We start from the raw sequence: 25,895 nt of genomic DNA, 5'->3' as shown, positions 1-25,895 counted from the left end.
CGCCGTTCCTCAGTCGGATCCGAGCAGTCCCAGCTCGTCGGCCCGCCACAGGGCCTCGGTCCGCTTGTTGACGCCGAGCTTGCGATAGATCGAGCGGACGTGGGTCTTCACCGTGTTCACCGAGGTGAAGGTCTCCGCGGAGACCTGGGCGACCGTGCACCCGCGGGCCAGAAGTCGCAGCACCTGGGTCTCGGCGCGGGTGAGGTTCACCGTCTCCAAGGGCAGCGGGAGTTCTCGCGCCGGCTCGCGGGACGGGCCGGGGCCGCACAGATCGCGCAGCTGGGCCAGTGCGCTCGGCGAGATCCGGGACGCCGCGCCGGCGGAGTACCTCGTCCGGCAGGCGTGCAGGGCGGAGAAGCACTGCCGCGCCTCGGCCACCCGATTCATCCGCATCAGCGCGACCGATCTCACCAGGGCCAGTTCGCGCTGGTCGCGCAGTGAGATGTCATCGCGTCGGACGGCCCGGATGGCCACCCGCGCGGCGACCTCGTTGCTCCCGCTCAGCAGATGGACCCGCACGATCGGCACCAGCGTGCGCGGCGGAGGCTCCTCCTGCCCCACCAGATGGAGCACCCGCGCGCCGTCCCCCATCGCGATGAGGCAGTCCAGGTAGGCCCGCTGCAGCAGGCCTCCGGCAGCGGTGCTGTGGGCCAACTCGTGGCCGTGGGCGAAGGCCGCCGACCGCAACCTCTCATAGGCCCGGAAAGAATCGGAGAAGGCCAGGTCGACCGCGCAGCCGGCGGCCGCGACGAAGGGCCACAGCTCCACCGCCTGGCTGCCGTCCCCGGCGTCGCGGCAGGCCGCCGACGCCGCCTCGGGATCCAGGCTGTCGGCGGCCAGCAGGGCGCGGGCGAGGTACTCCCCCAGGTAGGTGAGATGGGAGGACCACAGGACCCGGTCCCGGTACCCCCCGACCCGGGCCAGCCAGGTCTCGGCGAGCTCGTAGTGGCCCTCGAAGGCCGCCAGCATCGCGGCGTTCGCGGCCGCGTTCGCCCCGGCGAAATGTCGATAGGGAGACTCCCCGCGACTCGACCAGGCCTGGTCGTAGCACCTCATCGCGGCCCCGAGCTCGCCCATCAGGGTCAAGGTGAGTCCGCGCTGCATCTCCAGCTGGCCAGGACGCAGCACCTCGTCCTGGTCCGGAAGGCGAGCCGCCCGGTCCTGGACCTCGCGGACCCGGCGCTGGACGAGTTCGCCGAGCCGGTCGGCCTCGGCCAGATCGCCGCGGATCCGGGTGCCGACGATGAGGATCGTCCCGTAGCCGATGACCTCGTCGATGTCGTGGGAGGTCGTCACCGCATTGAGGCAGTACTCGACCAGACCCGCACTGGCCATCAGGGGGCCGTGCTGATCGCCTCCCAGGTCGGCGCGCACCGCCAGGTAGTGGCCGATGATGCGGCCGTAGATGAGGAACGGGTCCGCCAGGATCTCGGCGTCGGTGGCCCTCAACAGGACGTCGTGGACGGCAACCGCCTCGTGGGGGGTCAGCCCGAACCAGGCGCGCCTGATCAGCGCCGCGATCGACTCAAGCCCTGCGGTCCCCATGGTCAGCCACGGTCCACGTCCACCGGTTCAGCACCGACCACCGGCACGCGACCGGCCTCGGGCACAGCACCACCCTCGAGCACAGCACCACCCTCGAGCCCAGCAGCGACCACCGGGGCAGTGCTCTCGTCGGCACCCTTCCCCGACTCCTCGACCAGGGCGGCGTCCTCGTCGGGGGACGCCGGGCTGCCGGCCGGGACGGGGCCCCGACGTCCGGAGCGGAAACTGCTGGCGGCCCGGTCCAGGGCGCTGGCCAGCGCCCCGAGCTCGCTGGGGTCCAGGGTGGGCACCAGGGCGGCCAGCACCTCGCAGCGGTCCGAACCGGCCTCGTTGAGCACCTGGCCGAGCTCGCCCGCCATGAACTGGGCCTTCGACCGTGCCGGACGGTAGATCCAGGCCCGCGACTCCTGGTGGCGGGAGACCACGTTCTTCTTGGCGAGCCGGTCGAGGACCGTCATCACGGTGGTGTAGGCGATCTTGCCGTCGGCGAGGAGCACGTCGTGGACGTCGCGGACCGACATCGGCCCATCGGCGTTCCACAGCACCTCCATGATGCGGTGCTCAAGATCTCCCAGTACGGCCATGGGCCACAGTGTAGCCATCCGCCGCCCCTGATACGACAACTTGTAGTATCCTCGCGGCCAGCCAGCGGCCCCGGGAGCCGGTGCCGTACACCATTCCCCTGATGGCGAAACAGGCACCCCCGACGAGGCACGCGGCCCCGTCACCAGTACGATTCCAGTACGGCTCCGTGTGGACGTTTTACGACCTGTGGTAGTAGGTTCGGCCCCATGGACGCCCAACTGATCGCTCGATGGCAATTCGGGATCACGACGATCTACCACTTCTTCTTCGTCCCGATCACCATCGCGCTGTCGATGCTGGTCGCCGTCATGCAGACGATCTGGGTCAAGACCTCGAATGACCGCTACCTCAAACTCACGAAGTTCTACGGGAACCTGTTCCTCATCAACTTCGCACTCGGTGTCGTGACCGGCATCGTCCAGGAGTTCCAGTTCGGGATGAACTGGTCGGAGTACTCCCGCTTCGTCGGCGACATCTTCGGCGCCCCGCTGGCCCTTGAGGCGCTCATCGCCTTCTTCCTGGAGTCGACCTTCATCGGGCTGTGGATCTTCGGCTGGGACCGCCTGCCGAAGAAGGTCCACCTGGCGACCATCTACCTCACCGCCTTCGGCACCATGATCTCGGCGGTCTTCATCCTGGCCGCCAACTCCTGGATGCAGAACCCGGTCGGCGCCAGCTACAACCCGCAGACCCGCCGGGCCGAGCTCACCGACTTCGGTGCCGTCCTCACCAACCCGGTGCTCAAGGCCACCCTGCTCCACCAGCTGTCGGCCTGCTACGTCGTCGCCGGCGCGATCATCGCGGCCACCGCCTTCTGGCACCTCTCCAAGGTCGCCAACGGACGGCGCACCACCGCGATCACCGACGCCGGAGAGGTCGAGGACGCCCGCACCTGGCGCTGGGCGACGAAGTTCGGCGCCTGGGTGCTCATCGCCGCCGGAGCGGTCACCATGATCTCCGCCGACTACCAGGGCAAGGTGATGACCGACGTCCAGCCGATGAAGATGGCCTCGGCCGAGGGCGCCTACTACAAGACCAGCGACTTCTCCCTGCTGACCATCGGCAAGCTCGACGGGTCCCAGGAGATCTTCGCCATCAAGATTCCGGGGCTGCTCGGCTTCCTCGGCAACGGCAAGTGGGGCAGCACGATCGAGGGGATCAACAACCTCAAGAACGTCGACCTCAACGAGTACACCTACCGTCGCAAGGATGGCACCCAGACCTCCCTGCAGTCCAGCTACGCGGAGGTGCTGCGCGGCCACATCGCCAAGAACGGCATCAAGCTGCAGCCCAACATCCCGGTGACCTACTGGAGCTTCCGGATCATGATCACCCTCGGGATGATCGCGATGGCCGCCGGGCTGGTGATGCTGATCTGGCTGGCCCGGGATCGAAACCCGAGACACATGAGATGGCTCACCCTGGTCCTGGTGCTGGTACCGCTGTGCCCGCTGTTCGCCAACTCCTTCGGCTGGTTGTTCACCGAGATGGGTCGCCAGCCCTGGATCGTCGCCGGCGTGCTGCCCACCACCGAGGCGGTCTCCCCCGGGGTCTCCGCCGCATCGGTGTTCACCTCGGTCGCCGTCTACACGCTGATCTACGGGGCCCTGGCGGTCGTCGAGGTCGGCCTGTTCTTCAAGGCGATCCGCAAGGGTCTGCCCGATGTCACCCCGGCCACCACCGATAAGGACGAGGACGCCCCCTTGTCCTTCGCCTACTGAGGGGTGTTGTTCATGTTCCCCATTCTCGAGATCGCCCACTCCACGCTCACTCCGGTGTGGTTCATCCTCATCGCCGTGCTGTGGATCGGATTCTTCTTCCTGGAGGGATTCGACTTCGGCGTCGCCATGCTGCTGCCCTTCCTCGGCAAGGACGAGACCGACAAGCGGGTGATGGTCAACACCATCGGCCCCACCTGGGACGCCAACGAGGTCTGGCTCATCACCGCCGGCGGAGCCACCTTCGCCGCCTTCCCCGGCTGGTATGCGACCCTCTTCTCGGGCCTCTACCTCCCGATGCTGCTGGTGGTCCTGGGCCTCATCATCCGAGGTGTCGCCTTCGAGTACCGGTCCAAGCACCCGTCCTCCAAGTGGCGCAACTCCTTCGACTGGATGGCCACCATCGGCTCCTTCCTGCCGACCCTGGTGCTCGGCGTCGGGTTCGCGAACTTCGTCCGCGGAATCGCCCTGGGCCCCCTCCCGACCCTCAACGGCGACGCCCCCCTGGTGACCACCTCCTTCTGGGGTCTGTTCACCCCCTTCGCCCTCATCGGCGGGATCCTCTTCGTCGTGCTGTTCTGCGCCCACGGGGCCGGCTTCGTGGCCCTCAAGACGACCGGTCGGATGCACTACCGGGCCGGCCGCTACGCCACCCGGCTGGGCTGGGCCGCCGCGATCGTGATGGCCGTCTGGGCCGTCATGTTCAACACGATGTACGCCCCGGCCAACGGCACAGCCCACCTGATCACCTGGATCGTCTCGCTGCTGGCGGTGCTGCTCGTGGTGATCGCGACCGTCTGCTCGGGACGCCGGCGCGACGGCTTCGCCTTCCTGTTCAACGGACTGGCGATCGCCCTCATGATGGCCGCGATGTTCGTCAAGATGTGGGGCAACATCGGGTTCCGCCCGGTCGGCGTCCCCTTCGACATGTGGATCGCCTCCTCCAGCCCCTACACGCTGAAGATCATGACGATCGCCGCCGCCGTGATGGTGCCGGTCGTGCTGGCCTACCAGATCTGGTCCTACTGGGTGTTCCGCAAGCGGATCTCCCGGGAGTCCATCCCGGCCGGGGCGCACTGATGCTGCGCACCGCGGCGGCCTGATATCGCGTGGCGGGTCCCATCGATCCCCGGCTCCTGCGCCGGGCCAGGGCGACCGTGCCCTTCCTCATCGCGCTCTGCGCGACGGGGGTGGTCACGGCCGCCCTGGTGCTGTGCCAGGCGTGGCTGCTGGCGCGTTCCATCTCCTCGGTCTTCACCACCCACCGCACCGACGGGCTGGCCGGCTGGTGCCTGCTGCTGGCCGCGGTCTTCGCCGGTCGGGCGGTCACCTCCTGGGCCACCGAATGGCTCTCCCACCGGGCCGCGGCCGCGGTGAAGTCGCAGCTGCGCGGTGACCTGCTGGGCGCCCGACTGGCCCGGCCGACCGACTCCTCGGTCTCCTCGGCCACCCTCATCACCCTGGTCACCACCGGGCTGGACGCCCTGGACGGGTTCTACTCGAAGTACCTGCCGCAGCTGGTGCTGGCCTGCATCGTCCCGGTGGTGCTGGCGACCGCGATCGGCTTCCAGAGCCTCACCAGCGTCATCATCATCGCGGTGACGATCCCGCTCATCCCGGTCTTCATGGCCCTCATCGGATGGCGCACCGAGACGGCGATGACTCGCCGGCTGCAGGTCCAGACCCGGCTGGCGAACCACTTCTCCGACCTCATGTCGGGTCTGGTCACCCTGCAGGTCTTCGGGCGCGCCCGGGCCCAGCTCAAGGGGCTGCGGCGCACCGAGGGCGCCAACCGGACCGAGACGATGCGCACCCTGCGGATCAGCTTCCTGTCCTCCTTCGTCCTGGAGCTGCTGGCCACCCTGTCGGTGGCCCTGGTGGCGGTGACGATCGGCTTCCGGGTCGCCGCCGGCGGGATGGATCTGCGCACCGCCCTGTTCATCCTCATCCTCACCCCCGAGGTCTACCTGCCGGTCCGCGAGGTGGGGGCCCGCTACCACGACTCCGCCGACGGGATGGCGGCCGCCGAGGCGGCCTTCTCGGTCATCGAGAGGTCCCAGACCCCCTCGAACCTGCCGAGCGCGTCGGGTCGATCGCGTGCTGCCGGGGGATCCGGCCGGCCCATCGAGGTCCCCTCCCCGCGCGAGGCGAGGCTGGTCCTGGACGGACTGACCTACCGCTATCCCGGTGCCCCCTCCCCCGCCCTGTCCGGGCTGTCCCTGGCGGTCGCCCCGGGCGAGCTGGTCGCCCTGGCCGGCCACTCGGGAGCTGGGAAGACCACCGCCCTGGACTGCCTGCTCGGCTTCCTGGCCCCCGACGAGGGCCGGATCCTCATCGGCGACCTCGATCTCACCGGCGCCGACCCGGACACCTGGCGGGCCTGGCGACGCCGTCTTGCCTATGTGCCGCAGGTCCCCGGGCTGCTGCGCGGCACCATCGCCGACAACCTGCTGCTGGGCACCGCCGGATCCGCCGCCCTGCCCTCGCACACCGCACCTGTGAAGACTCTTCCCCCGGAGGTCCTGCGCGACTGCCTGGACCGCTGCGGCGGCCGCTCGCTGCCCCTCAACAAGGAGATCGACGACGACGCCGAGGGCCTGTCGGCCGGGGAGCGTCGCCGGGTGGCGATGGCCCGGGCCCTGCTGCGGGTCGAGCACGGCGGCGCCGGCATGATGGTCCTCGACGAGCCCACCGCCGGACTCGACGACGTCACCGAGGCCGATGTGCTGGCCACCCTGCGCAGCCTCGGCTACTCCGTGCTGGTGGTGAGCCACCGGCCCCAGGTCCTCCAGGACGCCGACCGGGTGGTCACCCTCGAGTCGGTGGTGAGCTCATGACGACGCACCCGGATCTGATCCGGCGTCCCGCCTGGCGCCTGCTGCGGCTGCTGCTGGGCGACGTGCCCGCCGGACGACGCCGACTGCTCGGCTCGATCCTGCTGTCGGCCTGCGCCTCGGGGGCCTCGGTGGCCCTGATGGGGGTGGCCGGCTGGCTGCTGTCGCGGGCCGCCGAACTGCCGCCGGTGCTCTACCTGGAGGCCGCCGCGGTCGGCGTCCGGTTCTTCGGCATCTCGCGCGGCGCGTTCCGCTACGTGGAGAGGCTGGTCGGTCACGACCTGGCGCTGCGGATGCAGAGCGCCCTGAGGATGCGGGTCTACCGGCATCTGTCGGGCACCACCCTGCTGGGACGCCGTCACGGCGATCTGCTGGTGCGCGCCACCGCCGACGTCGAGGCGGTGCTGGACCTCGTGGTGCGGGTGGTCGTCCCGGCCTGCTCGGCCAGCCTGGTGATCATCGGGACCACGGTGCTGCTGGGCCGGTTCTCGATCGGTTCGGCCGCGGTGCTGCTCGGCTCGGCCCTGATCTCCGGGGTGCTGATGCCCTGGCTCACCCAGCGGGTCTCGCTGCGCGCCGACCGGGAGATCACCCCGCTGCGCGGCGAACTGGCCGACCGGACCCGCGAACTGGCCCACCTGGCCCCCGATCTGGTCGCCCTGGGGGCCGACCGGGACGCCCTGGACCGGACCCTGGAGGTCGACTCCAGGCTGCGCGACGCCGAGCGCCGGGCCGCCCGGGCGCGCGGCCTGGCCAGCGCCGGACAGGTCTTGGCGGCCGGGGTCGCGGTGATCGGGGCCCTGCTGATCGGCGGCCAGGCGGTGGCCGACGGGGAGCTGGGAGGCCGCATCCTGGCCGTCCTGGTGCTCACCCCGCTGGCCCTCCACGAGGTCTTCGCGAACTTCACCGCCGCCGCCCAGGCGCACACCCGCGCCACCGAGTCCCTGGACCGGATCGTCGAGGTGCTGGACACCCCGCCGGTCGGCACCGGCGACTCCACGAAGGCACGGGTGGACGGCGAGCACGTGCGCGCCGGGGAGCTTCCCGGCCTGCACGTCGGCGGCCTGACGATCGGCTGGCCCGGTCACCCGCCGGTCCTGGCGGGCCTGGACCTGGACATCGAGGCCGGCGAGAGGGTCGCGGTGGTGGGCCCCTCCGGGATCGGCAAGACCACCCTGGCCGCCACCGTGATGGGTCTCATCCCGCCACTGGCGGGGACCGTGACGACCACCGGGAGGGTGCGCTACCTGGCCCAGGACGCCCACGTCTTCGCCACCACGATCGCCGAGAATGTCCGGATCGGCGACCGGGACGCCACCGACCGGGAGGTCGCCGAGGCGCTGGCCCACGCCGGTCTGGCAATGGACCCCGACCGGATCGTCGGGGAGGACGGCGCCACCCTGTCGGGGGGCGAGGCCCAGCGGCTGGCCCTGGCCCGGGTGCTGGTGATCCACCGGGACGCCGCCGAGCCCGGGATCGCCCCGCCGCTGCTCATCCTCGACGAGCCCACCGAGCATCTGGACAGCGAGACCTCGGCGGCCCTGATCGACGACCTGTGGGCCGGCAGCCAGGATGCTGCGATGCTCGTCATCACCCACGACACCTCGGTGATGGACCGCTGCGACCGGGTCTGGAAGATCGACTGACGGGTTCGGCCTACCGGGCACGGACTGAACACGCCTGGCTGCTCACCAGACAAAGCCTGAACTCGCCCGGCCCACCACGCTCGCACGCACACCCTCGACCTGAGCACGCATGAGGGGGGCGCCGCCCCGGCCTGGACCGGAACGGCGCCCCCCTCGAGCACCAGGATCATTCGCGGCGAGCCGCGGTGAGACTCAGATGTCGTCGACGACGATGACGTACAGCTTGCGCGGTCCGTGCACCCCGTCCACCCGGGACAGCTCGATGTCGCTGGTCGCCGAGCCTCCCGAGATCCAGGTCAACGGGTGACCCTCCTTGACCGCGGGCTTGACGATCTGGGTCGCCTCGGGCACATCGGAGACCACCTGGGAGGCCCGCACCACGCACACGTGGCGGTCGGGCACCAGGGTGATCGCACGGCGTCCCTGATCGGCGATGTGGGTCAGCACGATGGTGCCGGTGTCCGCGATACCGCAGGCGGCGGCGGTCACCACCGCCTCGGTGTCGTTGAGCACCTCCTTGCTCAGCGCCGGCTCGTCCACCCGGGCCTCCAGACCGGCCGCCCGCATCGCGTAGATCCAGTCGGCGTCCAGCCCGGTCGGGACCACCGCGCTCATCCGCGCGCCGGTGGCCCGCAGACCCTCGACGACGGCCTGCGGCACGTCCGGCGGAGCCACCCGCACGACGGTGGCGGAGTAGTCGATGACCTTCTGGACGAAGGTGCTCACGACGTCGTCCATCTCGATCCCGCGGCCGTACTCCCACTGGATGGGGGAGTCGGTCTCGGGATCCTTGTCGGTGATGTCAGCGGTCGCCCGGCGGATCCTGGCCAGGATCTCGGTGCGTGCCGCGGTGTCCCTCGCGCTCATCGTGGTCTGCTGGGCACTCATCACTTGCCCTCCTGTCGGTTCTTCTTCCACCAGCTGCGGAAGGTGTCTGCCGGCGGCGCCTGAACGTCGCGGTACTTCAACCAGCGCTCGGCCACCGGGACCGGGATCGGTCCGAGAGGCTTGCCCTTGAGGACCTTGCCGGCGCCGCGGGTGGCCACCTGGACCGCCTCGAAGTGCTTGGCGTCGCCGAAGATCCATCCTGCGGTCTTCATGAGGTTGCGCTCGACGGTGCCCTCGGCATCGGCGCCGAAGCGGTCGGCCTTCTCGGCCTGGGCCACCTTGTGGCGCAGGTGAAGGATGATGTCGGTGAAGGGGATCTTCACCGGGCACACCTCGTTGCAGGCCCCGCACAGCGAGCACGCGTAGGGCATCGCCCGGTCGACCGCGTCCTCGACGCCGCGCAGCTGCGGGGTGAGGGAGATGCCGATCGGGCCGGGGTAGACCGAGCCGTAGGCGTGACCGCCGGCCCGCTCGTAGACCGGGCAGGTGTTGATGCAGGAGGCGCAGCGGATGCACCGCAGCACCTCGCGTCCCACCTGGTCGGCGAGCACGTCGGTGCGGCCGTTGTCCATGAAGATGACGTGCTGCTCCTGGGGGCCGTCGCCGTCGGTGACGCCGCTCCACACCGAGTTGTACGGGTTCATCCGCTCGCCGGTGGCCGAGCGCGGCAGCAGCTTGAGGAAGACCTCGAGGTCGTCGAAGGAGGGCAGGATCTTCTCGATGCCCACCATCGACACCAGGGTGTCGGGCAGGGTGAGGCACATCCGGCCGTTGCCCTCGGACTCGACGATCACCAGGGATCCGGTGTCGGCGAGCACGAAGTTGCCGCCGGAGACCGCCATCTTGGCCCGCAGGAACTTCTCGCGCAGGTGGAGGCGGGCCGCATTGGCCAGCTCCGGCGGGTTCTCCGAGACATCCTCGGGGGCCGGACGCCCGTAGTTCTTCATCTCCCGCAGGAAGATCTCGCGGACCTCGGCGCGGTTGCGGTGGATGGCCGGGACCACGATGTGGGAGGGCCGGTCGTGTCCGAGCTGCACGATGAGCTCGGCCAGGTCGGTCTCCCAGGCTGCGATCCCCTGCTCCTCCAGGTACTCGTTGAGGTCGGTCTCCTGGGTGGTGATCGACTTGATCTTGACGACCTCGTCGACCCCCTTGGCCTGGGCGATCTCGGCGACGATCTGGTTGGCCTCCTGGCCGTCACGGGCCCAGTGGACGTGGACGCCGTGAGCGGTGAGGCTCTTCTCGGCCTCCTCCAGGTAGTAGTCGAGATGCCGCGAGACCCGGTTCTTGATCTCGGTCGCGGCCTCCCGCAGCTCCTCCCAGTCGGGCGACTCGGAGACGCGCAGAGCCCGCTTGTTGCGGATCGTGGTGGTGGCGTTGCGCATGTTCTTGCGCTGGACGTTGAGCTCCAGCTCATGCTTGACGGCCTTCTGGAACTTGGGCATTCCCAGGAAGGTGCCGCCGTGGTCGGGGGCCGGTGTCAGCCGCGCGACGCCGTGATTACCGTCGGTGATGCGACGCAGTTCGGTACCCATGCCGTCAGTCCTCCTCGGTGTTGGCCAGGATCTCGGCCAGGTGGATGGCCTTGACCCCGGAGTTCTGGCGGGACAGCACCCCGCCGATGTTCATCAGACAGGAGTTGTCGCCGGCGACCACGTACTCGGCGTCCGTCTCACGGATGTGACGGACCTTGTCCGAGGCCATCGCGGCACTCATGTCGGAGTTCTTGACGCAGAAGGTGCCGCCGAATCCGCAGCACTGCTCCTCCATCGGCAGCGGCACGATGGTCATGCCCTTGACGTGGCTGAGCAGTCGGGCCGGCTTGTCGCCGAGCTTGAGGAAGCGGCGCCCGTGACAGGACGGGTGGTAGGTGACGCGGTGCGGGAAGTAGGCGCCGACGTCCTCCACACCCAGGATGTCGATGAGGAACTCCGGCAGGTCGTAGAGCTTCTGGCTCACCTCGTCGACCTCGCGGATCAGCCCGGCGTCGCCGAGCTTGCGGGCCAGCATGGGGTGCTGCTCGCGGACCGCACCGGTGCAGGAGCCGGACGGGGCGACCACGTAGTCGTAGCCCGAGAAGGCCTTGACGTACTGCTTGACCGCCGGCATCGACTCCTCGAAGTAGCCGCTGTTGGTGGTCATCTGGCCGCAGCAGGTCTGCGCCCTGGGGAACTCCACCGAGCAGCCGAGCCGCTCGAGGATCTTGACGACCGCCTGACCGGTCTGGGGGAACATCACGTCGTTGATGCAGGTGATGAACAGGCCGACGGTCATACCGTCGCCGGGCTTGGCCAGGGATGCTGTGCTGCTCGCGGCAGCTGTTGTTGTAGTCATTGACGGGGCCTCCGAGCTAGTACCGGTATCAGGGGAGAATCCAGGAGAGCACCGGCGTGGACATCAGTCCGGCCAGGATGCACATGAGAACGATCAGGAAGATCGAGTACTTGAAGACCTTGCGCAGGATGACCGACTCGGAGCCGACCAGGCCGATCGCGCTGGCCGCGACGGCCAGCGACTGCGGAGAGATCATCTTGCCGACCACGCCGCCGGCAGCTCCGGTACCCACCAACAGGTGCGTCATGCCATCGACTCCCAGGTACGAGCCCTGGCCGATCGACTGACCGACGGTGTACTGCAGGTTGGAGAAGAGGATGTTGGCCGAGGTGTCCGAACCGGTCACGTAGGTGCCGATCCAGCCGAGCAGCGGTGCGAGGAAGGGGTAGATCGCCCCGGCGCCGGCGATGAACAGGCCCAGGGCCAGGGTCTGGCCGGAGTCGCCCATGACATAGGCCAGTGCCACCACCATGCCGATGGTCAGCATGGTGAACTTCATCTTCTTGACGTTGACCCACAGCTCCTTGAAAATGTCGGCGAGCTTCATCCGGTAGATGAGGCCGACCAGGATCGCCACGATGGCGAGCAGGAACCCGGGCTGGGAGAGCCACGGCCAGGTGTACGCGGCGTGACCGGCGGCCTTGCCGGAGGCGGACTGCAGACCGGACAGGCCGGGCCACGCCATCTTGACGTCGGCGCTGGCCAAGGCCTTCTTGATAGAGGGCACGGCGGCAATTGCGAAGATCACGATGGCCAGGATGTAGGGCACCAGAGCCATGAAGATGCGCTTGCCGGTGAGGTCGGAGGTGTCGACCTTCTCGGCCTTGACCGGGTCGGTCTCCAGGGTGGTGTCCATCGGGATGCCGATCCGCTGGGCGGCGTCATGGCCGCCGACGGGCTTCCAGAACTTGAGGAAGAGAATGCCCAGGCCGACGGTGATGACCGCCGCGAAGACCTCGGTGAGGTTGAACATCGGGGTGGAGGCGACGATCCACTTGGTGGCGCCGAACACGACACCGCAGAACAGACCGAACGGCCAGACCTCCTTGACGCCCTTCTTACCGTCCATGATGGACAGCATCAGGAAGGGCACCACCAGGCAGAGGATGGCGCAGATCCGCGCGCTCACCGGAGCGACAGCAGAAACCGGAAGACCCGGCACCGGCCCGGCGGTCGCCGCGGCCTGAATCACCGGAAGTCCGACCGCTCCGAAGGCCACCGGGACGGTGTTGGCCACCAGGGCGGTGATGGCGGCGCGCAGCTTGCCGAAACCGATGCCGATGAGCATCGCGGCCGCGATGGCCACCGGGGCGCCGAAGCCGGCCAGGGCCTCCAGCAGACCGCCGAAGCAGAAGGCGATGAGGATGCCGAGCACCCGGGGGTCGTCGCTGATGAGGAAGAAGGTCTTGCGCAGATCGTCGAATCGGCCCGAGACCACTGTGAGCTGGTACATCCAGATCGCGGCGATCAGGATCCACACGATCGGGAAGAGGCCGTAGAGGAAACCCTCCGCGCTGGTCGACAGCGCCATCAGGAAGGGCATCTTGAAGGCGACCACCGCGATGACCAGGGCCACCGCCCAGGAGAAGATGCCGGCCCAGTGGGCCTTCCACCTCAGGGCGCCCAGAGTGATGAGCATCGCGAGCACGGGGACGAAGGCCACCAGCGCCGAGAGCCACCGCTGCCCCAAGGGGTTGGTGTCTGGTCTGAATACCACAAGAAGAACCATGGAAACTCCGTTGTTCCGCCAAGTTGGCTGAGTTATTTAAGTCATGGAAACGGACCGTTTTCTTCGCGGGAAGCCTCTGGTCCTACCAAAAAACTACAGTAGGTCGTAGCCAGAGTGGGTGTCAAGACTTTCGTGCAAACTCTCCCGATGGATGCTGCACCAACATTCAGCCGGCTCGGCACACCCCCGAGTTCGCACACTCCCGGTTACCGATCGGCCCCGATCGGGGTGAGAATGGGCCCCACCCGGCACCCCTTGCCAGGCATCTGATCGACCAAGGCCGCTCGACGACAGGCGCACCATGACTCCATCCCCCGCCACCCCTGGCAACCCCGACGCGACCTCAGACGCCGATCACGCTCCGAGCCCGACCGCCGGCCCCGCCCCGCAGGCGGGCGCCAGCCCCAGCCCCGGCACGGCCTCCCCCGCCAACCCTGGAACCACCCCGGCCAACCCTGGAACCACCCCGGCCGCCAGCCCTGCGACGAAGCAGCCCACCGCCGACAACCCCGGCCCCCAGGGCGGGTTCGACGTCGCACTGGGGTACATCGACTCCCAGATCCTGGCCGGAGAGTACGTCAACGGCACCCGGCTTCCCGCCGAGCGGGACCTCGCCATCCATCTGGGGGTGAGCCGGGGAGCGGTGCGCGAGGCGATCCGGGTGCTCCAGGCCCAGGGGATCCTCGTCTCGGGGGCCGGCCGCGGCAACGGCACCCGGGTGCAGGCCACCTCCACCAACGCGATGGGTCGGATCCTTCGCCTGCAGCTGGCCCTCGACATCGTCTCCTTCGCCGATCTCACCGAGACCCGGGTGGCCCTGGAGCGGGCCGCCTGCGCCGCCGCCGCCCGCCGGCGCGAGCCCGAGCCGCTGGACCGCGCCCGGGAGCTCCAGCAGCGGATGCGCACCGCGCTGGACCCCAACCCCTTCAACGAGCTCGACACCCAGTTCCACGTCGCCCTGGCCGAGGCCGGCGACAACCGGTTGATGAGCGACATCACGGTGGCCATCCGGCGCGCCGTCCAGGACCCCATCAGCATCGCCGAGCACGCCCTGGTCAGCTGGCCGACCGTCCGCCAGACCCTCATCGACCAGCACGACGCGATGCTCACCGCGATCTGCGAGGGCGACATCGAGAGGGCCGCCAGGCTCACCGAGGAGCACATCCGGCACGCCTACCGGATCCTGCTGGACTGACCCGGCCGCACGTCCGTCGGGCCGCTCACCGCACCCCCTCCATCGCTTCGCGGCACGGCACCGCCGGGCCCCCGCCCGACACCGCTCCCGGAACACCACCAGGCGACTCCGGGCACCCGCACGATCCATGGAAAGCGCATTCCAGCACGTTTAGCGAAAATGCCGCTTTCGTATTTCGCGGTGCCTGTTCAGGCCCGGGAAAGCGCTGTCTTGTGGCATTTACCACACTATTTACGCAACGCCTGCTGAACATAATCGCAATAGCGGCCCCCGGTTCTGAACAAACGATCACCGGGGTTTACCATCGCTGTCAGTTGACGTTGTGACGCGACGTGCCCGGATCGCTGGGCCCGCGGACGTGGCATCGCGTCACAGCACTGTCCACCACCGAGCGAGTCGGCACCCGAATCCAAGGGAGAAGTCAGGCATGAGCACGGACACCCCGTTCAGCACCGAGGGCCAGGTCACCCCGCCCGAACACCAGGTCACCACCCAGGACCTCACCACACTGCCGAATCTGGCAACCACCACCGGGCGGGTCGCCCCGGTCCGGACGCGACGTCCCGTCTACCTCGACATGCTCCCCCCGTGCAACGCCGGTTGCCCGGCAGGCGAGAACATTCAGGAGTGGCTGCGTCTGGTCACCGCCCACCAGGAGGAGAAGGCCTGGCGTCAGCTCACCGCCGACAACCCCTTCCCCGCCATCCACGGCCGGGTCTGCTACCACCCCTGTGAGGTCGCCTGCAACCGCGCGGACCTGGACGGATCGGTGTCGATCCACTCCGTGGAGCGCTACCTCGGCGACCTGGCCATCGAGAAGGGCTGGAAGTTCCACCGCCCCACGCTGCGCTCGGGCCACCGCGTGCTGGTGATCGGCGCCGGCCCCGCCGGACTGTCGGCCGCCTACCACCTGGCGATGATGGGCCACGAGGTCGAGATCCACGACGGCGGCGACGCCGCCGGCGGCATGATGCGCTACGGCATCCCGGAGTACCGGCTGCCCCGCGAGGTCCTCGACGCCGAGGTCGACCGGCTGGTCGACCTGGGGGTCAAGATCGTCCTCCACCACAACGTCACCGATCTCGCAGAGGAGAAGGCACAGGGCCGCTTCGACGCGGTCTTCGTAGCGATCGGCGCCCACCTGTCCAAGCGCGTCGACATCCCCACCACCGATGCCTCCCGGATGGTCGATGCGGTGAGCTTCCTGCACCAGGTCGGATCCGGCGAGAAGCCGATGATCGGCCGCCGGGTCGCCGTCTACGGCGGCGGCAACACGGCGATGGACGCCGCCCGGGTCGCCAAGCGGCTCGGCGCCGAGGAGTCCATCGTGGTCTACCGGCGCACCGCAGACCAGATGCCGGCCCACGCCGAGGAGCGCGAGGAGGCCGAGCGCGAGGGCGTCCAGATGAACTGGCTGCGCACCATCACCGATGTCGGCAACGACCTCACCGTCGAGGTGATGGAGCTCGACGAGAACGGCAAGCCGCACGGCACCGGCCGTTACGAGAAGCTCGAGGCCGACACCGTGATCCTGGCCGTCGGTCAGGAGGCCGACACCGGCTTCCTGCACAAGCTGCCCGGGATGCGGTTCAAGGACGACGTCGTCGACGTCAACCCCTCCACCCTGATGACCGATGTCCCCGGCGTCTTCGCCGGCGGCGACACCGTCCCCTCCGAGCGCACCGTCACCGTCGGCACCGGCCACGGCAAGCGGGCCGCCCGGCAGATCGACCGGTGGCTGCGCCGCGACGACAGCTACCCGGCCCCCCGGAAGAACATCGCCGAGTTCAACGACCTCAACGTCTGGTACTTCGGCGACCACCTGCGCCGCCACCAGCCCGAGCTCGACCCGACCCAGCGCGTCAACTTCGACGAGGTGGTCGGCGGCCTGGACGAGCGCCAGGCCCACTTCGAGGCCGGCCGCTGCCTGTCCTGCGGCAACTGCTTCGAGTGCGACGGCTGCTTCGGGTCCTGCCCCGAGGACGCCATCATCAAGCTCGGGCCCGGCCACCGGTACGAGTTCGACTACGACAAGTGCACCGGCTGCGCGACCTGCTTCGACCAGTGCCCGGTGCACGCCATCGAGATGGTCCCCGAGGAGACCCCGATCGAGAGCATTCCCGGATCGGGCAACCCCACCCCCGGATGGGCGGTTCGTCCCGAACCCAATCCCGCCGTCTACGGACCGGAAGCCCGTACCGCCGTCACCCCTGAGAACTGAGCGGAAAAGAGATAGCCATGGAACGCACTCGTACGATCGCCGACGGCAACACGGCAGCTGCCTCGGTCGCCTACCGCTGCAGCGAGCTCTGCTCGATCTATCCCATCACCCCCTCCTCGCCGATGGCCGAGACCGCCGACGAGTGGTCCTCCGCCAAGCGGGTCAACATCTGGGGAGACATCCCCACGGTGATGGAGATGCAGTCCGAGGGAGGTGCCGCCGGAGCCCTCCACGGAGCCCTCCAGGGAGGCGCCCTCACCACCACCTTCACGGCCTCCCAGGGCCTGCTGCTGATGATCCCGAACATGTACAAGATCGCCGGTGAGCTCACCAGCACGGTCTTCCACGTCGCGGCCCGTTCGCTGGCCGCCCAGGGCCTGTCGATCTTCGGCGACCACCAGGACGTGATGGCCTGCCGCCAGACCGGCTTCGCCATGCTGTGCTCGGCCACCGTCCAGGAGTGCCACGACCTGGCGCTCATCTCGCACGCCGCGACGATGCAGTCGCGGGTCCCCTTCATGCACTTCTTCGAGGGGTTCCGCACCTCCCACGAGCTCAACGTGCTGGAGACCCTCAGCGACGACGACATCCGCCAGTTCATCACCGATGACCTGGTGCACGCCCACCGCGAGCGGGCGCTGTCGCCGGCCCACCCGTTCATCCGCGGCACCGCCCAGAACCCGGACATCCACTTCCAGGCCCGCGAGGCGGCCAACCAGTACTACGAGAAGGTTCCCGGCATCGTCCAGGGCCTGTTCGACCAGTTCGCCGAGCTCACCGGCCGCAGCTACCACCTCGTCGACTACTTCGGCGACCCGCAGGCCGAGCAGGTCATCGTCTGCATGGGTTCGGGAGCCAAGACCGTCCAGCACACCATCGAGCACCTCAACAAGGAGGGCCACAAGCTCGGTGTCGTGATGGTCCGGCTGTTCCGTCCCTTCCCGGCCGCCGAGCTGGTCAGGGCGATCCCCGAGACCGCCCGCACCGTCGCCGTCCTGGACCGCACCAAGGAGCCCGGCTCGGAGGGCGAGCCGCTCTTCCTGGACGTCGTCAGCGCCCTGTCGGAGGCCGTCTCGCGCGGCAACCGCAAGACCATGCCGATCGTCTCGGGCGGGCGCTACGGGATCTCCTCCAAGGAGTTCACCCCCGGAATGGTCTCCGGCATCGTCGACGAGCTGGAGCTCGACCAGCCCCGGCCGCGGTTCACCATCGGCATCGACGACGACGTCACCCACCTCTCGCTGCCCTGGCAGGACCTGGACATCGAGGATCCCAAGACGCTGCGCGCGGTGTTCTTCGGGATGGGTTCGGACGGCACCGTCGGCGCCAACAAGAACACCATCAAGATCCTCGGGTCCGACCCCGACACCTTCGCCCAGGGGTACTTCGAGTACGACTCCCGCAAGTCCGGGTCGCGGACCACCTCCCACCTGAGGTTCGGCCCCAACCCGATCGAGTCGGCCTACCTGGTCAACCAGGCCGAGTTCATCGGCGTCCACAACTTCAACATCCTGGAGTCGATCGACGTCCTGACGATGGCCCACGAGGGCACCACCGTCCTCATCAACGCCCCCTACGACGCCTCGGAGCTGTGGGACCACCTGCCCGACTCGATGCAGCGTCAGATCATCGACAAGAAGATCAACCTGTGGACCATCGACGCCCTGCCGGTGGCCCGCAAGGTGGGGCTGCGCAACCGCACCAACACCATCCTGCAGACCTGCTTCTTCGCGATCTCCGGGGTGCTGCCGCGCGATGAGGCGATCAAGCGGATCAAGGACTCGATCCAGAAGACCTACGGCAAGAAGTCCCAGAAGATCGTCGAGATGAACCACGCGGCGGTCGACGCCTCGCTGGAGCATCTCCACCAGGTGACGGTCCCCGGCCAGGTCACCTCCAAGCACGGGCTGATCCCGCCGGTCACCGCCGACGCACCCGAGTTCGTCCGCGACGTCACCGCCCGGATGATCGAGGGCCAGGGCAACCTGCTGCCCGTCTCGGCGGTTCCCGACGACGGCACCTACCCGGCCGGCACCACGAAGTTCGAGCAGCGCACCCTCTCCGACCTGATCGCCGAGTGGGACCCGCAGGAGTGCATCCAGTGCGGCAACTGCGCCTTCGTCTGCCCGCACGGCGTGATCCGTTCGAAGTACTACCCGCAGTCCTCCCTGGAGGGGGCGCCGGCCGGATTCCCGACCGCCACCCTCAACGCGGCCGGTCTGCCGGAGTCGAACTACACCCTGCAGGTGGTGCCCGACCAGTGCACCGGTTGCGGACTGTGCGTGGAGGCCTGCCCGGTGCGGCCCGCCGCCCATCCCGACCGCCGGGCGATCAACCTCGCCGAGCACCTCGACAAGACCAAGCAGCGCCGCGATCTCGAGTTCTTCGAGACGCTGCCGGTCAACGACCGCTCCCGGGTCGACTTCGCCTCGGTGCGCGGCACCCAGTTCCTGCAGCCTCTCTTCGAGTTCTCCGGAGCCTGCTCGGGTTGCGGCGAGACCCCCTACGTCAAGCTCGTGAGCCAGCTCTTCGGCGACCGCGCCGAGATCGCCAACGCGACCGGCTGCTCCTCGATCTACGGCGGCAACCTGCCGACCACCCCGTGGGGCAAGAATGCCGACGGACGCGGCCCGGCCTGGTCCAACTCGCTGTTCGAGGACAATGCCGAGTTCGGTCTCGGCATGCGGCTGGCGGCCGATGTCCAGACGAACCTGGCCAAGGTGCGCCTGGGTCAGCTCGCCGAGGGGCTCGACGCCGAGCTGGTGGACGGCCTGCTCAACGCCCCGCAGCTCACCGAGCACGATCTGCAGTCCCAGCAGGAGCGGGTGCACACCCTGCAGGCGATCCTCGCCGACATGGAGCAGACCCCGCAGGTCCGCGACCTGATCAGCGTCGCCGACCACCTGCTGCGCCGTTCGGTGTGGATCATCGGCGGTGACGGCTGGGCCTACGACATCGGCTCCAGCGGCGTCGACCACGTGCTGGCCTCCGGCCGCGACGTCAACGTCCTGGTCCTGGACACCGAGGTGTACTCCAACACCGGCGGCCAGGCCTCGAAGTCGACGCCGATGGGCGCGGTGGCGAAGTTCGCCACCTCCGGCAAGCCGACCTCCAAGAAGGACCTGGCGATGCAGGCCATCGCCTACGGCTCGGTGTACGTGGCCCGGGTGGCCCTGGGCGCCGATCCGCAGCAGACCCTGCGGGCCTTCCGCGAGGCCGAGGCCTACCCCGGCCCCTCGATCATCATCGCCTACAGCCACTGCATCGCCCACGGCTACGACCTCAAGAACGGCCTGGACCAGCAGTACAAGGCCGTGCACTGCGGCCACTGGCCGCTGATGAGGTACAACCCGGTGCTCACCGAGGAAGGGCTCAACCCCTTCCTTCTCGACTCCCCCCGTCCCGACATCAGCTGGCGCGAGTACACCAAGCTCGAGCTGCGCTACAAGATGCTCAACAAGACGAATCCGGAGGCCGCCGAGAGGTTCCTGGATCTCGACCAGAGGACCGTGGAGCGCCGCTGGACCGAGTACGAGGACATGGCCACCCGCAGCGCCGACCGGTTCTCCTTCGACGCCCGCACCTCGGAGTTCGCCGCCGGTTCCAACCGGTCCTGAACTCACCTGATCCCGGCGGTGGGGCGGTTCACCCGAGCCGCCCCACCGCCGGGCCCCGTCACCACACAGCACTACGAGAGGCAAGTCAATGAGCGTCGATCTGTCAACGAAGTACCTCGGCCTCGGTCTGCGGTCACCGCTGGTCGCCTCGGCCGGACCCATCCAGCAGAACCTCGACGGGGTGCGCGCGCTGGCCGACTCCGGCGTGGGTGCCATCGTGATGTACTCCCTGTTCGAGGAGCAGGTGCGTCACGAGGAGGCCCGCCAGGCCGAGATCGAGCTGGAGTACATGGACTCCTTCGCCGAGTCGCTGTCCTTCTTCCCGACCGTCCAGAGCAACAAGGGCGGGATCACCGCCGAGTACCTCGCCCATCTGGAGGCCTCCGCGAAGGCCGTCGACATCCCGGTCATCGCCTCCCTCAACGGCGCCACCAAAGGCGGCTGGGTGGAGACCGCGCACCGCATGCAGGAGGCCGGTGCGGCCGCCATCGAGTGCAACATCTACATGGTCCCCGGAGCGGTGGACACCACCGCCGACGAGGTCGAGGACCGTCACGTCGAGATCCTCTCGGCGGTGCGCGACGCCGTCGACATCCCGGTGGCCGTCAAGCTCTCCCCGTTCTTCTCCGCCCCGGGCAACATGATCGCCCGGCTGGACGCCGCTGGCGCCGACGGCCTGGTGCTCTTCAACCGCTTCCTGCAGCCCGACATCGACACCGAGAAGCTGGAGGTGGTGCCCGGCGTCTGGCTGAGCAACCCCACCGACTCCCGGATCCCGCTCACCTGGATCGCCAGCCTGTCGGGGCGCGTCAAGGCCTCACTGGCCGCGACCTCCGGCGTGGAGACCGCCGACGACGTCCTGAAGTACCTGCTGGCCGGAGCCGATGTCGTGATGACCACCTCCTCCCTGGTGCGTCACGGGGCCGGCTACGCCGCCGACCTCATCGACGGCGTCTCCGCCTGGCTGGAGCGCAAGGGTCTCACCCTGGATCAGGCCCGCGGCCTGCTCGCGGTGCCGGCCGACGCCTCCAGCTCCGAGTACGAGCGCAACGGCTACGTCTCCGCACTGGAGAAGGCCAAGGCCACCTACGGCGCCTGATCTGGCAGCCCTCCGGCAGGCCGCTGCCACCTGCCGGAGGCGTGCTTCGCAGCGACGACCTCTCGGGCCACCCGTCCTCGCGGGTGGCCCGAACTGCGTCTGCGGCAGGCCCCCGCGGCCGCAGACAGTTCCCCCGGGCCGTGGTCTCCCCTCAGCGCGCAGCAGCGGGGCCCCACGGATTCCGTGGGGCCCCGCTGCTGTGTTGCTGTGTCAGGGGTTCCGGGCCAAGGGCCCGGGATCCGGATCAGGAGCTGTAACGCACCGTGACCAGGCCCTCTCCGGGAGCGATCGCATTCATCGCAGCGGTGGACAGGTCGAGGCACCGGCCACCGACGTACGGCCCGCGGTCGTTGATCCGCACCGTCACCGTCTGACCGTTGGCGACGTTGGTGACCCGGATCGACGACCCGAGCGGCAGCGTCTTGCTGGCGGCAGTCAACTGGGAGGGATCGAAGGTCTCACCGGAGGCGGTGGGGCCACCGGCGGTGCCATCGTTGGCGCCGTAGGTCGAGGCGGTGCAGGTCGTCCCGCCGGTCACCGGGCTACCGCCCGACGAGCTTGAGCTCGAGCTGGAGCTGGAGCTGGACGAGGAGGAGCTCGGCTTGGGGGCCGGGGCCTTGGTGCCGACCTCGGTCACCTGGGTGACCGGAGCCTTGACCTTCTTGACCGCGGTCCTCTTCTGGGAGACCAGCTTGCCGTCGTGGTAGGTCATCACCCAGGTCTCCTGGTTGACGCCGTCGACGCCCTGGGTGGTGATCTTCGTGTCGCCCTTGGTGAGCTTCGAGGTGTCCACCGAGGTCTTGGAGTAGGCGACCGAGACATTCTTGGTGGAGTTCTTGACGTCGACCTTCGTCCACGCGATGGACATCCCCTCGGTGAGGGCGGTGCCCAGGCCGGGCTTGGAGATGTCATTGGAGTCGTACTTGACCCCGGCGGCGTCGAGGGCGTCGGCGACGGTACCCGGGGTGGTGACCTTGGTGGTCTTGCCGGCAGCGGTGACGGAGACGTCCCGGGCGACCGAGACCGCGAGGTTCAGACCCTTGCGGGGGATCTGGGCCGACCGGCTCACCGAGACGATGTTCTTGGGGTTGTCGAGGTTCAGCTGCTGAAGCACGGCCGAAACGGTGCGAGCGGTGGTCCAGCGGGAGCTGCCGGTGCCGTCCACGTCGAGGTTGACCTTGCGGCCGTAGTTGACGGCGATGTAGGTGCCGTCGGCGACCTTGGTCGCCAGAGCCGGCTGAACGGTGTCGTGGGAGCCGACGGAGATGCCCTGCGCCTTGAGCGCCTGGTCAACCGAGCCGGGACGAACCTTCACCTGCTGGGAGACACCGTCCACGGAGATCGTCACATCGGCACGATCCATGACCTTGGCAACTGTCAGCCCACCTGCGGTCGTGAGCGTGAGGGCTCCGGCGATGGCTGCGGCAACAACTTTTGACATGCAACTTCTTCGATTTCGGGAGGACGGTGACCCGTCCGCGGTATCTGGGAACTTGTCCGCCGGCCGGTGTCGACCAACGACCGCTTCAGACTATATGAAGAGCCGAAGAAAGCCAAACTTTTCCTGAGAAACCTCAGTATTGCGTAGTCACGGGCCCGCCGGAGCCCTCCCTAGCCGGACACCTGACCCCACACCGCGCCCGGCCATGGGACCACACCGCGCCCGGCCGTGGGGCCACACCTGCGCCCACACCTGCGCCCACACCTGCGACGATGCTCGCGAAGTTCGACGATGCTCGCGCTATAGCGCGAGCATCGTCGAACTTCGCGAGCATCGTCGGTAGAAGTCAGCAGACGTCAGCGGGCGTCAGGACGGTGGCGGACAGAGTGCGAGCGTCCGCCTCAGTGACGGATGCGGAACCGGGTGAGGCGGACGCTGTTGGTCACCACGAAGACCGAGGAGAAGGCCATCGCCGCCGCCGCCACCATCGGGTTGAGGTAGCCCAGGGCCGCCACCGGGATCGCGACGACGTTGTAGGCGAAGGCCCAGAACAGGTTCTGGTGGATCGTCCGCAGGGTCGCCCTCGACAGGTGGAGGGCATCGACCGCCAGCCCCAGGTCCCCTCGGGTGAGGGTGATGTCACTGGCGGCGATCGCGACATCGGTCCCGGTGCCCATCGAGACGCCGAGGTCGGCCCCGGCCAGGGCCGCGGCGTCGTTGACACCGTCGCCGACCATCGCGACCTTCCTGCCCTGCCCGCGCAGCTGCTCGATCACCGACAGCTTCCCGGCGGGCCTCACATCGGCGTGCACCTCGTCGATGCCGACCTGGTCGGCGACGTACTGCGCCGCCCCGGCGTTGTCGCCGGTCAGCAGCACGGTGCGTATCCCGTCGGAGTGCAGCCGGCCGATCGCCGCCGATGAGGTCTGGCGGAGGGTGTCGGCGACCAGGATGGCGCCGAGCAGCTCACCGCCGAGGGCCACCACCACGACGGTCCTGCCCTGGGCGGCCGACCTGTCGACCGCGTCATCCAGACCCGCGGGGATCGTGACGCCGGCATCGCGCAGCAGCTGCGGCCGACCGGCCAGGCCGTCGCGGCCGTCCACCACCGCCCTCACCCCGGCCCCCGCCAGGGCCGTGAAGTCGTCGACCGGCGCGACCCGGACGCCGATGCGGGAGGCCTCCGCCAGTACCGCTCTGGCGATCGGGTGCTCCGAACCGGACTCCAGTGCGGCGCCGACCGCCAGCAGCCGTTCGGCGGCCGGGCGCCCCTGCGCCGAGGACGCCTCCAGCACCGCTCCCCCGGCGTCCAGCAGCTGGGCGACGCTCATCGTGCCGGTGGTGAGGGTTCCGGTCTTGTCCATCACGACGGTGTCGATGCCGTGGGCGCGTTCCAGCGCCTCGGGTCCCCGGATGACGATGCCCATCCGGGCGCCACGACCGGTGCCTGCGAGCAGGGCGGTCGGCGTCGCCAGTCCCAGGGCGCAGGGGCAGGCGATGATGAGGACGGCGACGGCGGCGGTGAAGGCCGCGGTCGCCCCCTCGCCGATCAGCAGCCAGATCGCCAGGACGACCACGGCCAGCGAGATGACGGTGGGCACGAAGACCGACGAGACCTTGTCCGCCAGATCCTGGGTGGCCGAGCGTCCCACCTGGGCCTGCTCGACGAGCCGGGCGATCTGGGCGAGCTGGGTGTCGGATCCGACGGCGGTGGCCTCGACCACCAGGCGTCCCGACGTGTTGACGGTGGCGCCGATCACCCGGTCTCCCGGGCCGACCTCCATCGGCACCGACTCCCCGGTCACCAGGGAGGCGTCCACCGCCGAGGACCCCTCGACGACGACACCGTCGGCGGCGACCTTCTCACCGGGACGCACCACGAACCGCTTTCCCACGCCGAGCGCGGAGATCGGCGTCTCGGTCTCGGTGCCGTCCGCCCCAAGGATCCGCACCGACTTCGCACCCATCGCCATCAGGGCGGTGAGGGCGGACCCGGCCTCCCGGCGGCTGCGGGCCTCGATGAACCGGCCGGCCAGGATGAAGGTGACCAGCGCGCAGGCAGCCTCCAGATAGATGGTGGAACCGGCGTCGCCCCGGGCGAGGGTGAGGTGCACCGCGTGCCTCATCCCGATCATCCCGGCATGGCCGAACAGCAGCGCCCACACCGACCATCCCAGGGCGGCCAGCGATCCCATCGAGATGAGGGTGTCCATGCTGGTGGCGCCGTGCTTGAGGTTGGCCCAGGTGGCGCGATGGAAGGGCAGCCCGCACCAGAACACCACCGGCAGGGTCATGGCCAGGGCGACCCACTGCCAGCCCGGGAACTGCAGGGGCGGGGCCATCGAGACGACCATCACCGGGATCGACAGCACCGCGGAGACGATGAGTCGGACCCTGAGCTCGGCGGCCCGGTCGGGGACGGCCGACTCGGGGGTCGGGACGGAGGCGTCGTAGCCGGTCCGCTGGACGACGTCGATGAGATCCTGGGCGGAGGTGCCGGCCGGCACCAGGGCGTGGGCCCGGGCGGTGGCGTAGTTGACGGTGGCGTTGACGCCGTCGATCCGGTTGAGCTTCTTGGTGATCCGGGCGGCGCAGGAGGCGCAGCTCATGCCCTGGATGTCGAGGTCGATGGACCGGCGGGAGGAAGGCCTGTCGGCGGTCCGCCCGTCAGTGCTCGTGGCGGTCATGACGATTCCTCTCGGAACCCCTTCCGGACGACGGGGTCGACGTCGCCCGGAAGGTTCCTGTGTTCAGATGTTTCGTGTGGTCAGCTGGACTGACGCCGGTGACACCGGCGGGACGCCCCGACCCCGGCCCCTCGGGGACGACGGCAGGGCGTCATCGGGACCGGACTCAGTGGTGCAGCAGGCGCCCGAGGAAGCCCTTGTGCCCGCTGCCGGCCGGCTCGGCGTCCTGGGTCCCGTCGGCGGCGAAGACGTGAGAGTGGGTCTCGGCCTTCTGATGGTGACCGCAGCCGCAGGACTCGCCCTCACCGTGTGAGGCGTGCTTCTCGGCGGCATCGGCGGAGTGCTGATGACCCTCA

At 69.0% G+C, this 25,895-nt stretch carries 16 protein-coding genes and 1 pseudogene; 8 read left to right on the top strand and 9 right to left on the bottom strand.

Going from position 1 to position 25,895, the window contains the following annotated elements; genetic code table 11:
- Positions 1 to 9: 9 nt before the first annotated feature.
- Together H590_RS0110885 and H590_RS17675 are read right to left on the bottom strand one after the other, a co-directional pair.
- Positions 10 to 1,545 (bottom strand): helix-turn-helix transcriptional regulator, encoded by a 1,536-nt coding sequence (locus tag H590_RS0110885; protein ID WP_028703583.1) that lies wholly within the window; start codon positions 1,543 to 1,545, stop codon positions 10 to 12.
- A 2-nt stretch (positions 1,546 to 1,547) separates the two neighbouring features.
- Positions 1,548 to 2,129, bottom strand: coding sequence for a BlaI/MecI/CopY family transcriptional regulator (locus H590_RS17675; RefSeq protein WP_084149462.1), 582 nt, complete (start codon positions 2,127 to 2,129; stop codon positions 1,548 to 1,550).
- A 207-nt stretch (positions 2,130 to 2,336) separates the two neighbouring features.
- Between H590_RS17675 and H590_RS0110875 the strand changes: the two genes are divergently transcribed.
- The 4 genes from H590_RS0110875 (at position 2,337) to cydC (ending at position 8,328) form a co-directional block, all read left to right on the top strand.
- Positions 2,337 to 3,851 carry a cytochrome ubiquinol oxidase subunit I gene (locus H590_RS0110875; protein WP_028703582.1) on the top strand — a complete coding sequence of 505 codons (1,515 nt, stop codon included), beginning with the start codon at positions 2,337 to 2,339 and terminating at the stop codon, positions 3,849 to 3,851.
- A 12-nt stretch (positions 3,852 to 3,863) separates the two neighbouring features.
- Positions 3,864 to 4,928: a cytochrome d ubiquinol oxidase subunit II gene (gene cydB / locus H590_RS0110870; protein WP_028703581.1), complete on the top strand. Its 1,065-nt coding sequence runs from the start codon at positions 3,864 to 3,866 to the stop codon at positions 4,926 to 4,928.
- Positions 4,929 to 5,017: 89 nt separating this feature from the next.
- A complete protein-coding gene (cydD, locus tag H590_RS0110865; protein WP_036982068.1) occupies positions 5,018 to 6,685 on the top strand; it encodes a thiol reductant ABC exporter subunit CydD in 1,668 nt (555 codons plus the stop codon).
- Entirely contained in the window at positions 6,682 to 8,328 is a 1,647-nt protein-coding gene (gene cydC, locus H590_RS0110860; protein ID WP_051238533.1) for a thiol reductant ABC exporter subunit CydC, read from the top strand. The genes cydD and cydC overlap by 4 nt, the downstream gene beginning before the upstream one ends.
- Before the next feature lie 192 nt (positions 8,329 to 8,520).
- On the opposite strand, the gene H590_RS0110855 is transcribed toward cydC, so the two are convergent.
- The 4 genes from H590_RS0110855 to H590_RS0110840 are packed head-to-tail and all read right to left on the bottom strand — an operon-like array spanning position 8,521 to position 13,279.
- On the bottom strand, positions 8,521 to 9,216 hold the full coding sequence (locus H590_RS0110855; protein WP_036982059.1) for a LutC/YkgG family protein: 696 nt from the start codon (positions 9,214 to 9,216) through the stop codon (positions 8,521 to 8,523).
- Positions 9,216 to 10,751: a LutB/LldF family L-lactate oxidation iron-sulfur protein gene (locus H590_RS0110850; RefSeq protein WP_028703577.1), complete on the bottom strand. Its 1,536-nt coding sequence runs from the start codon at positions 10,749 to 10,751 to the stop codon at positions 9,216 to 9,218. The genes H590_RS0110855 and H590_RS0110850 overlap by 1 nt, the downstream gene beginning before the upstream one ends.
- Before the next feature lie 4 nt (positions 10,752 to 10,755).
- Positions 10,756 to 11,550: a (Fe-S)-binding protein gene (locus tag H590_RS0110845; protein WP_028703576.1), complete on the bottom strand. Its 795-nt coding sequence runs from the start codon at positions 11,548 to 11,550 to the stop codon at positions 10,756 to 10,758.
- Between the two features lie 28 nt (positions 11,551 to 11,578).
- Complete coding sequence (locus tag H590_RS0110840) at positions 11,579 to 13,279, bottom strand: L-lactate permease (protein WP_028703575.1); 1,701 nt, start codon at positions 13,277 to 13,279, stop codon at positions 11,579 to 11,581.
- A gap of 538 nt (positions 13,280 to 13,817) precedes the next feature.
- On the opposite strand from H590_RS0110840, the gene H590_RS0110835 reads away from it, so the two are divergent.
- The 4 genes from H590_RS0110835 to H590_RS0110820 all read left to right on the top strand — a co-directional run bounded on the left by H590_RS0110835 (position 13,818) and on the right by H590_RS0110820 (position 21,411).
- Complete coding sequence (locus H590_RS0110835) at positions 13,818 to 14,474, top strand: FadR/GntR family transcriptional regulator (RefSeq protein WP_028703574.1); 657 nt, start codon at positions 13,818 to 13,820, stop codon at positions 14,472 to 14,474.
- A 427-nt stretch (positions 14,475 to 14,901) separates the two neighbouring features.
- On the top strand, positions 14,902 to 16,695 hold the full coding sequence (locus H590_RS16225; protein WP_051238531.1) for an NAD(P)-binding protein: 1,794 nt from the start codon (positions 14,902 to 14,904) through the stop codon (positions 16,693 to 16,695).
- Between the two features lie 17 nt (positions 16,696 to 16,712).
- Positions 16,713 to 20,312, top strand: coding sequence for a pyruvate:ferredoxin (flavodoxin) oxidoreductase (gene nifJ / locus H590_RS0110825; protein WP_028703573.1), 3,600 nt, complete (start codon positions 16,713 to 16,715; stop codon positions 20,310 to 20,312).
- A gap of 88 nt (positions 20,313 to 20,400) precedes the next feature.
- A complete protein-coding gene (locus tag H590_RS0110820; protein ID WP_028703572.1) occupies positions 20,401 to 21,411 on the top strand; it encodes a dihydroorotate dehydrogenase-like protein in 1,011 nt (336 codons plus the stop codon).
- A 244-nt stretch (positions 21,412 to 21,655) separates the two neighbouring features.
- Here H590_RS0110820 and H590_RS0110815 read toward each other — a convergent pair whose 3' ends face one another.
- The 3 genes and pseudogenes from H590_RS0110815 to H590_RS18675 all read right to left on the bottom strand — a co-directional run.
- Entirely contained in the window at positions 21,656 to 22,852 is a 1,197-nt protein-coding gene (locus H590_RS0110815; protein WP_028703571.1) for a septal ring lytic transglycosylase RlpA family protein, read from the bottom strand.
- Between the two features lie 401 nt (positions 22,853 to 23,253).
- Complete coding sequence (locus H590_RS0110810) at positions 23,254 to 25,539, bottom strand: heavy metal translocating P-type ATPase (protein WP_028703570.1); 2,286 nt, start codon at positions 25,537 to 25,539, stop codon at positions 23,254 to 23,256.
- Between the two features lie 166 nt (positions 25,540 to 25,705).
- Positions 25,706 to 25,895, bottom strand: a pseudogene (locus tag H590_RS18675) (hypothetical protein); the annotation flags it as partial.

The sequence above is a fragment of the Acidipropionibacterium jensenii DSM 20535 genome, from assembly GCF_000425285.1.
In the GTDB taxonomy this organism is placed as follows: domain Bacteria; phylum Actinomycetota; class Actinomycetes; order Propionibacteriales; family Propionibacteriaceae; genus Acidipropionibacterium; species Acidipropionibacterium jensenii.
Note: the sequence above shows the minus strand (reverse complement) of the source record. Positions and strands in the feature narration are given on the sequence as shown.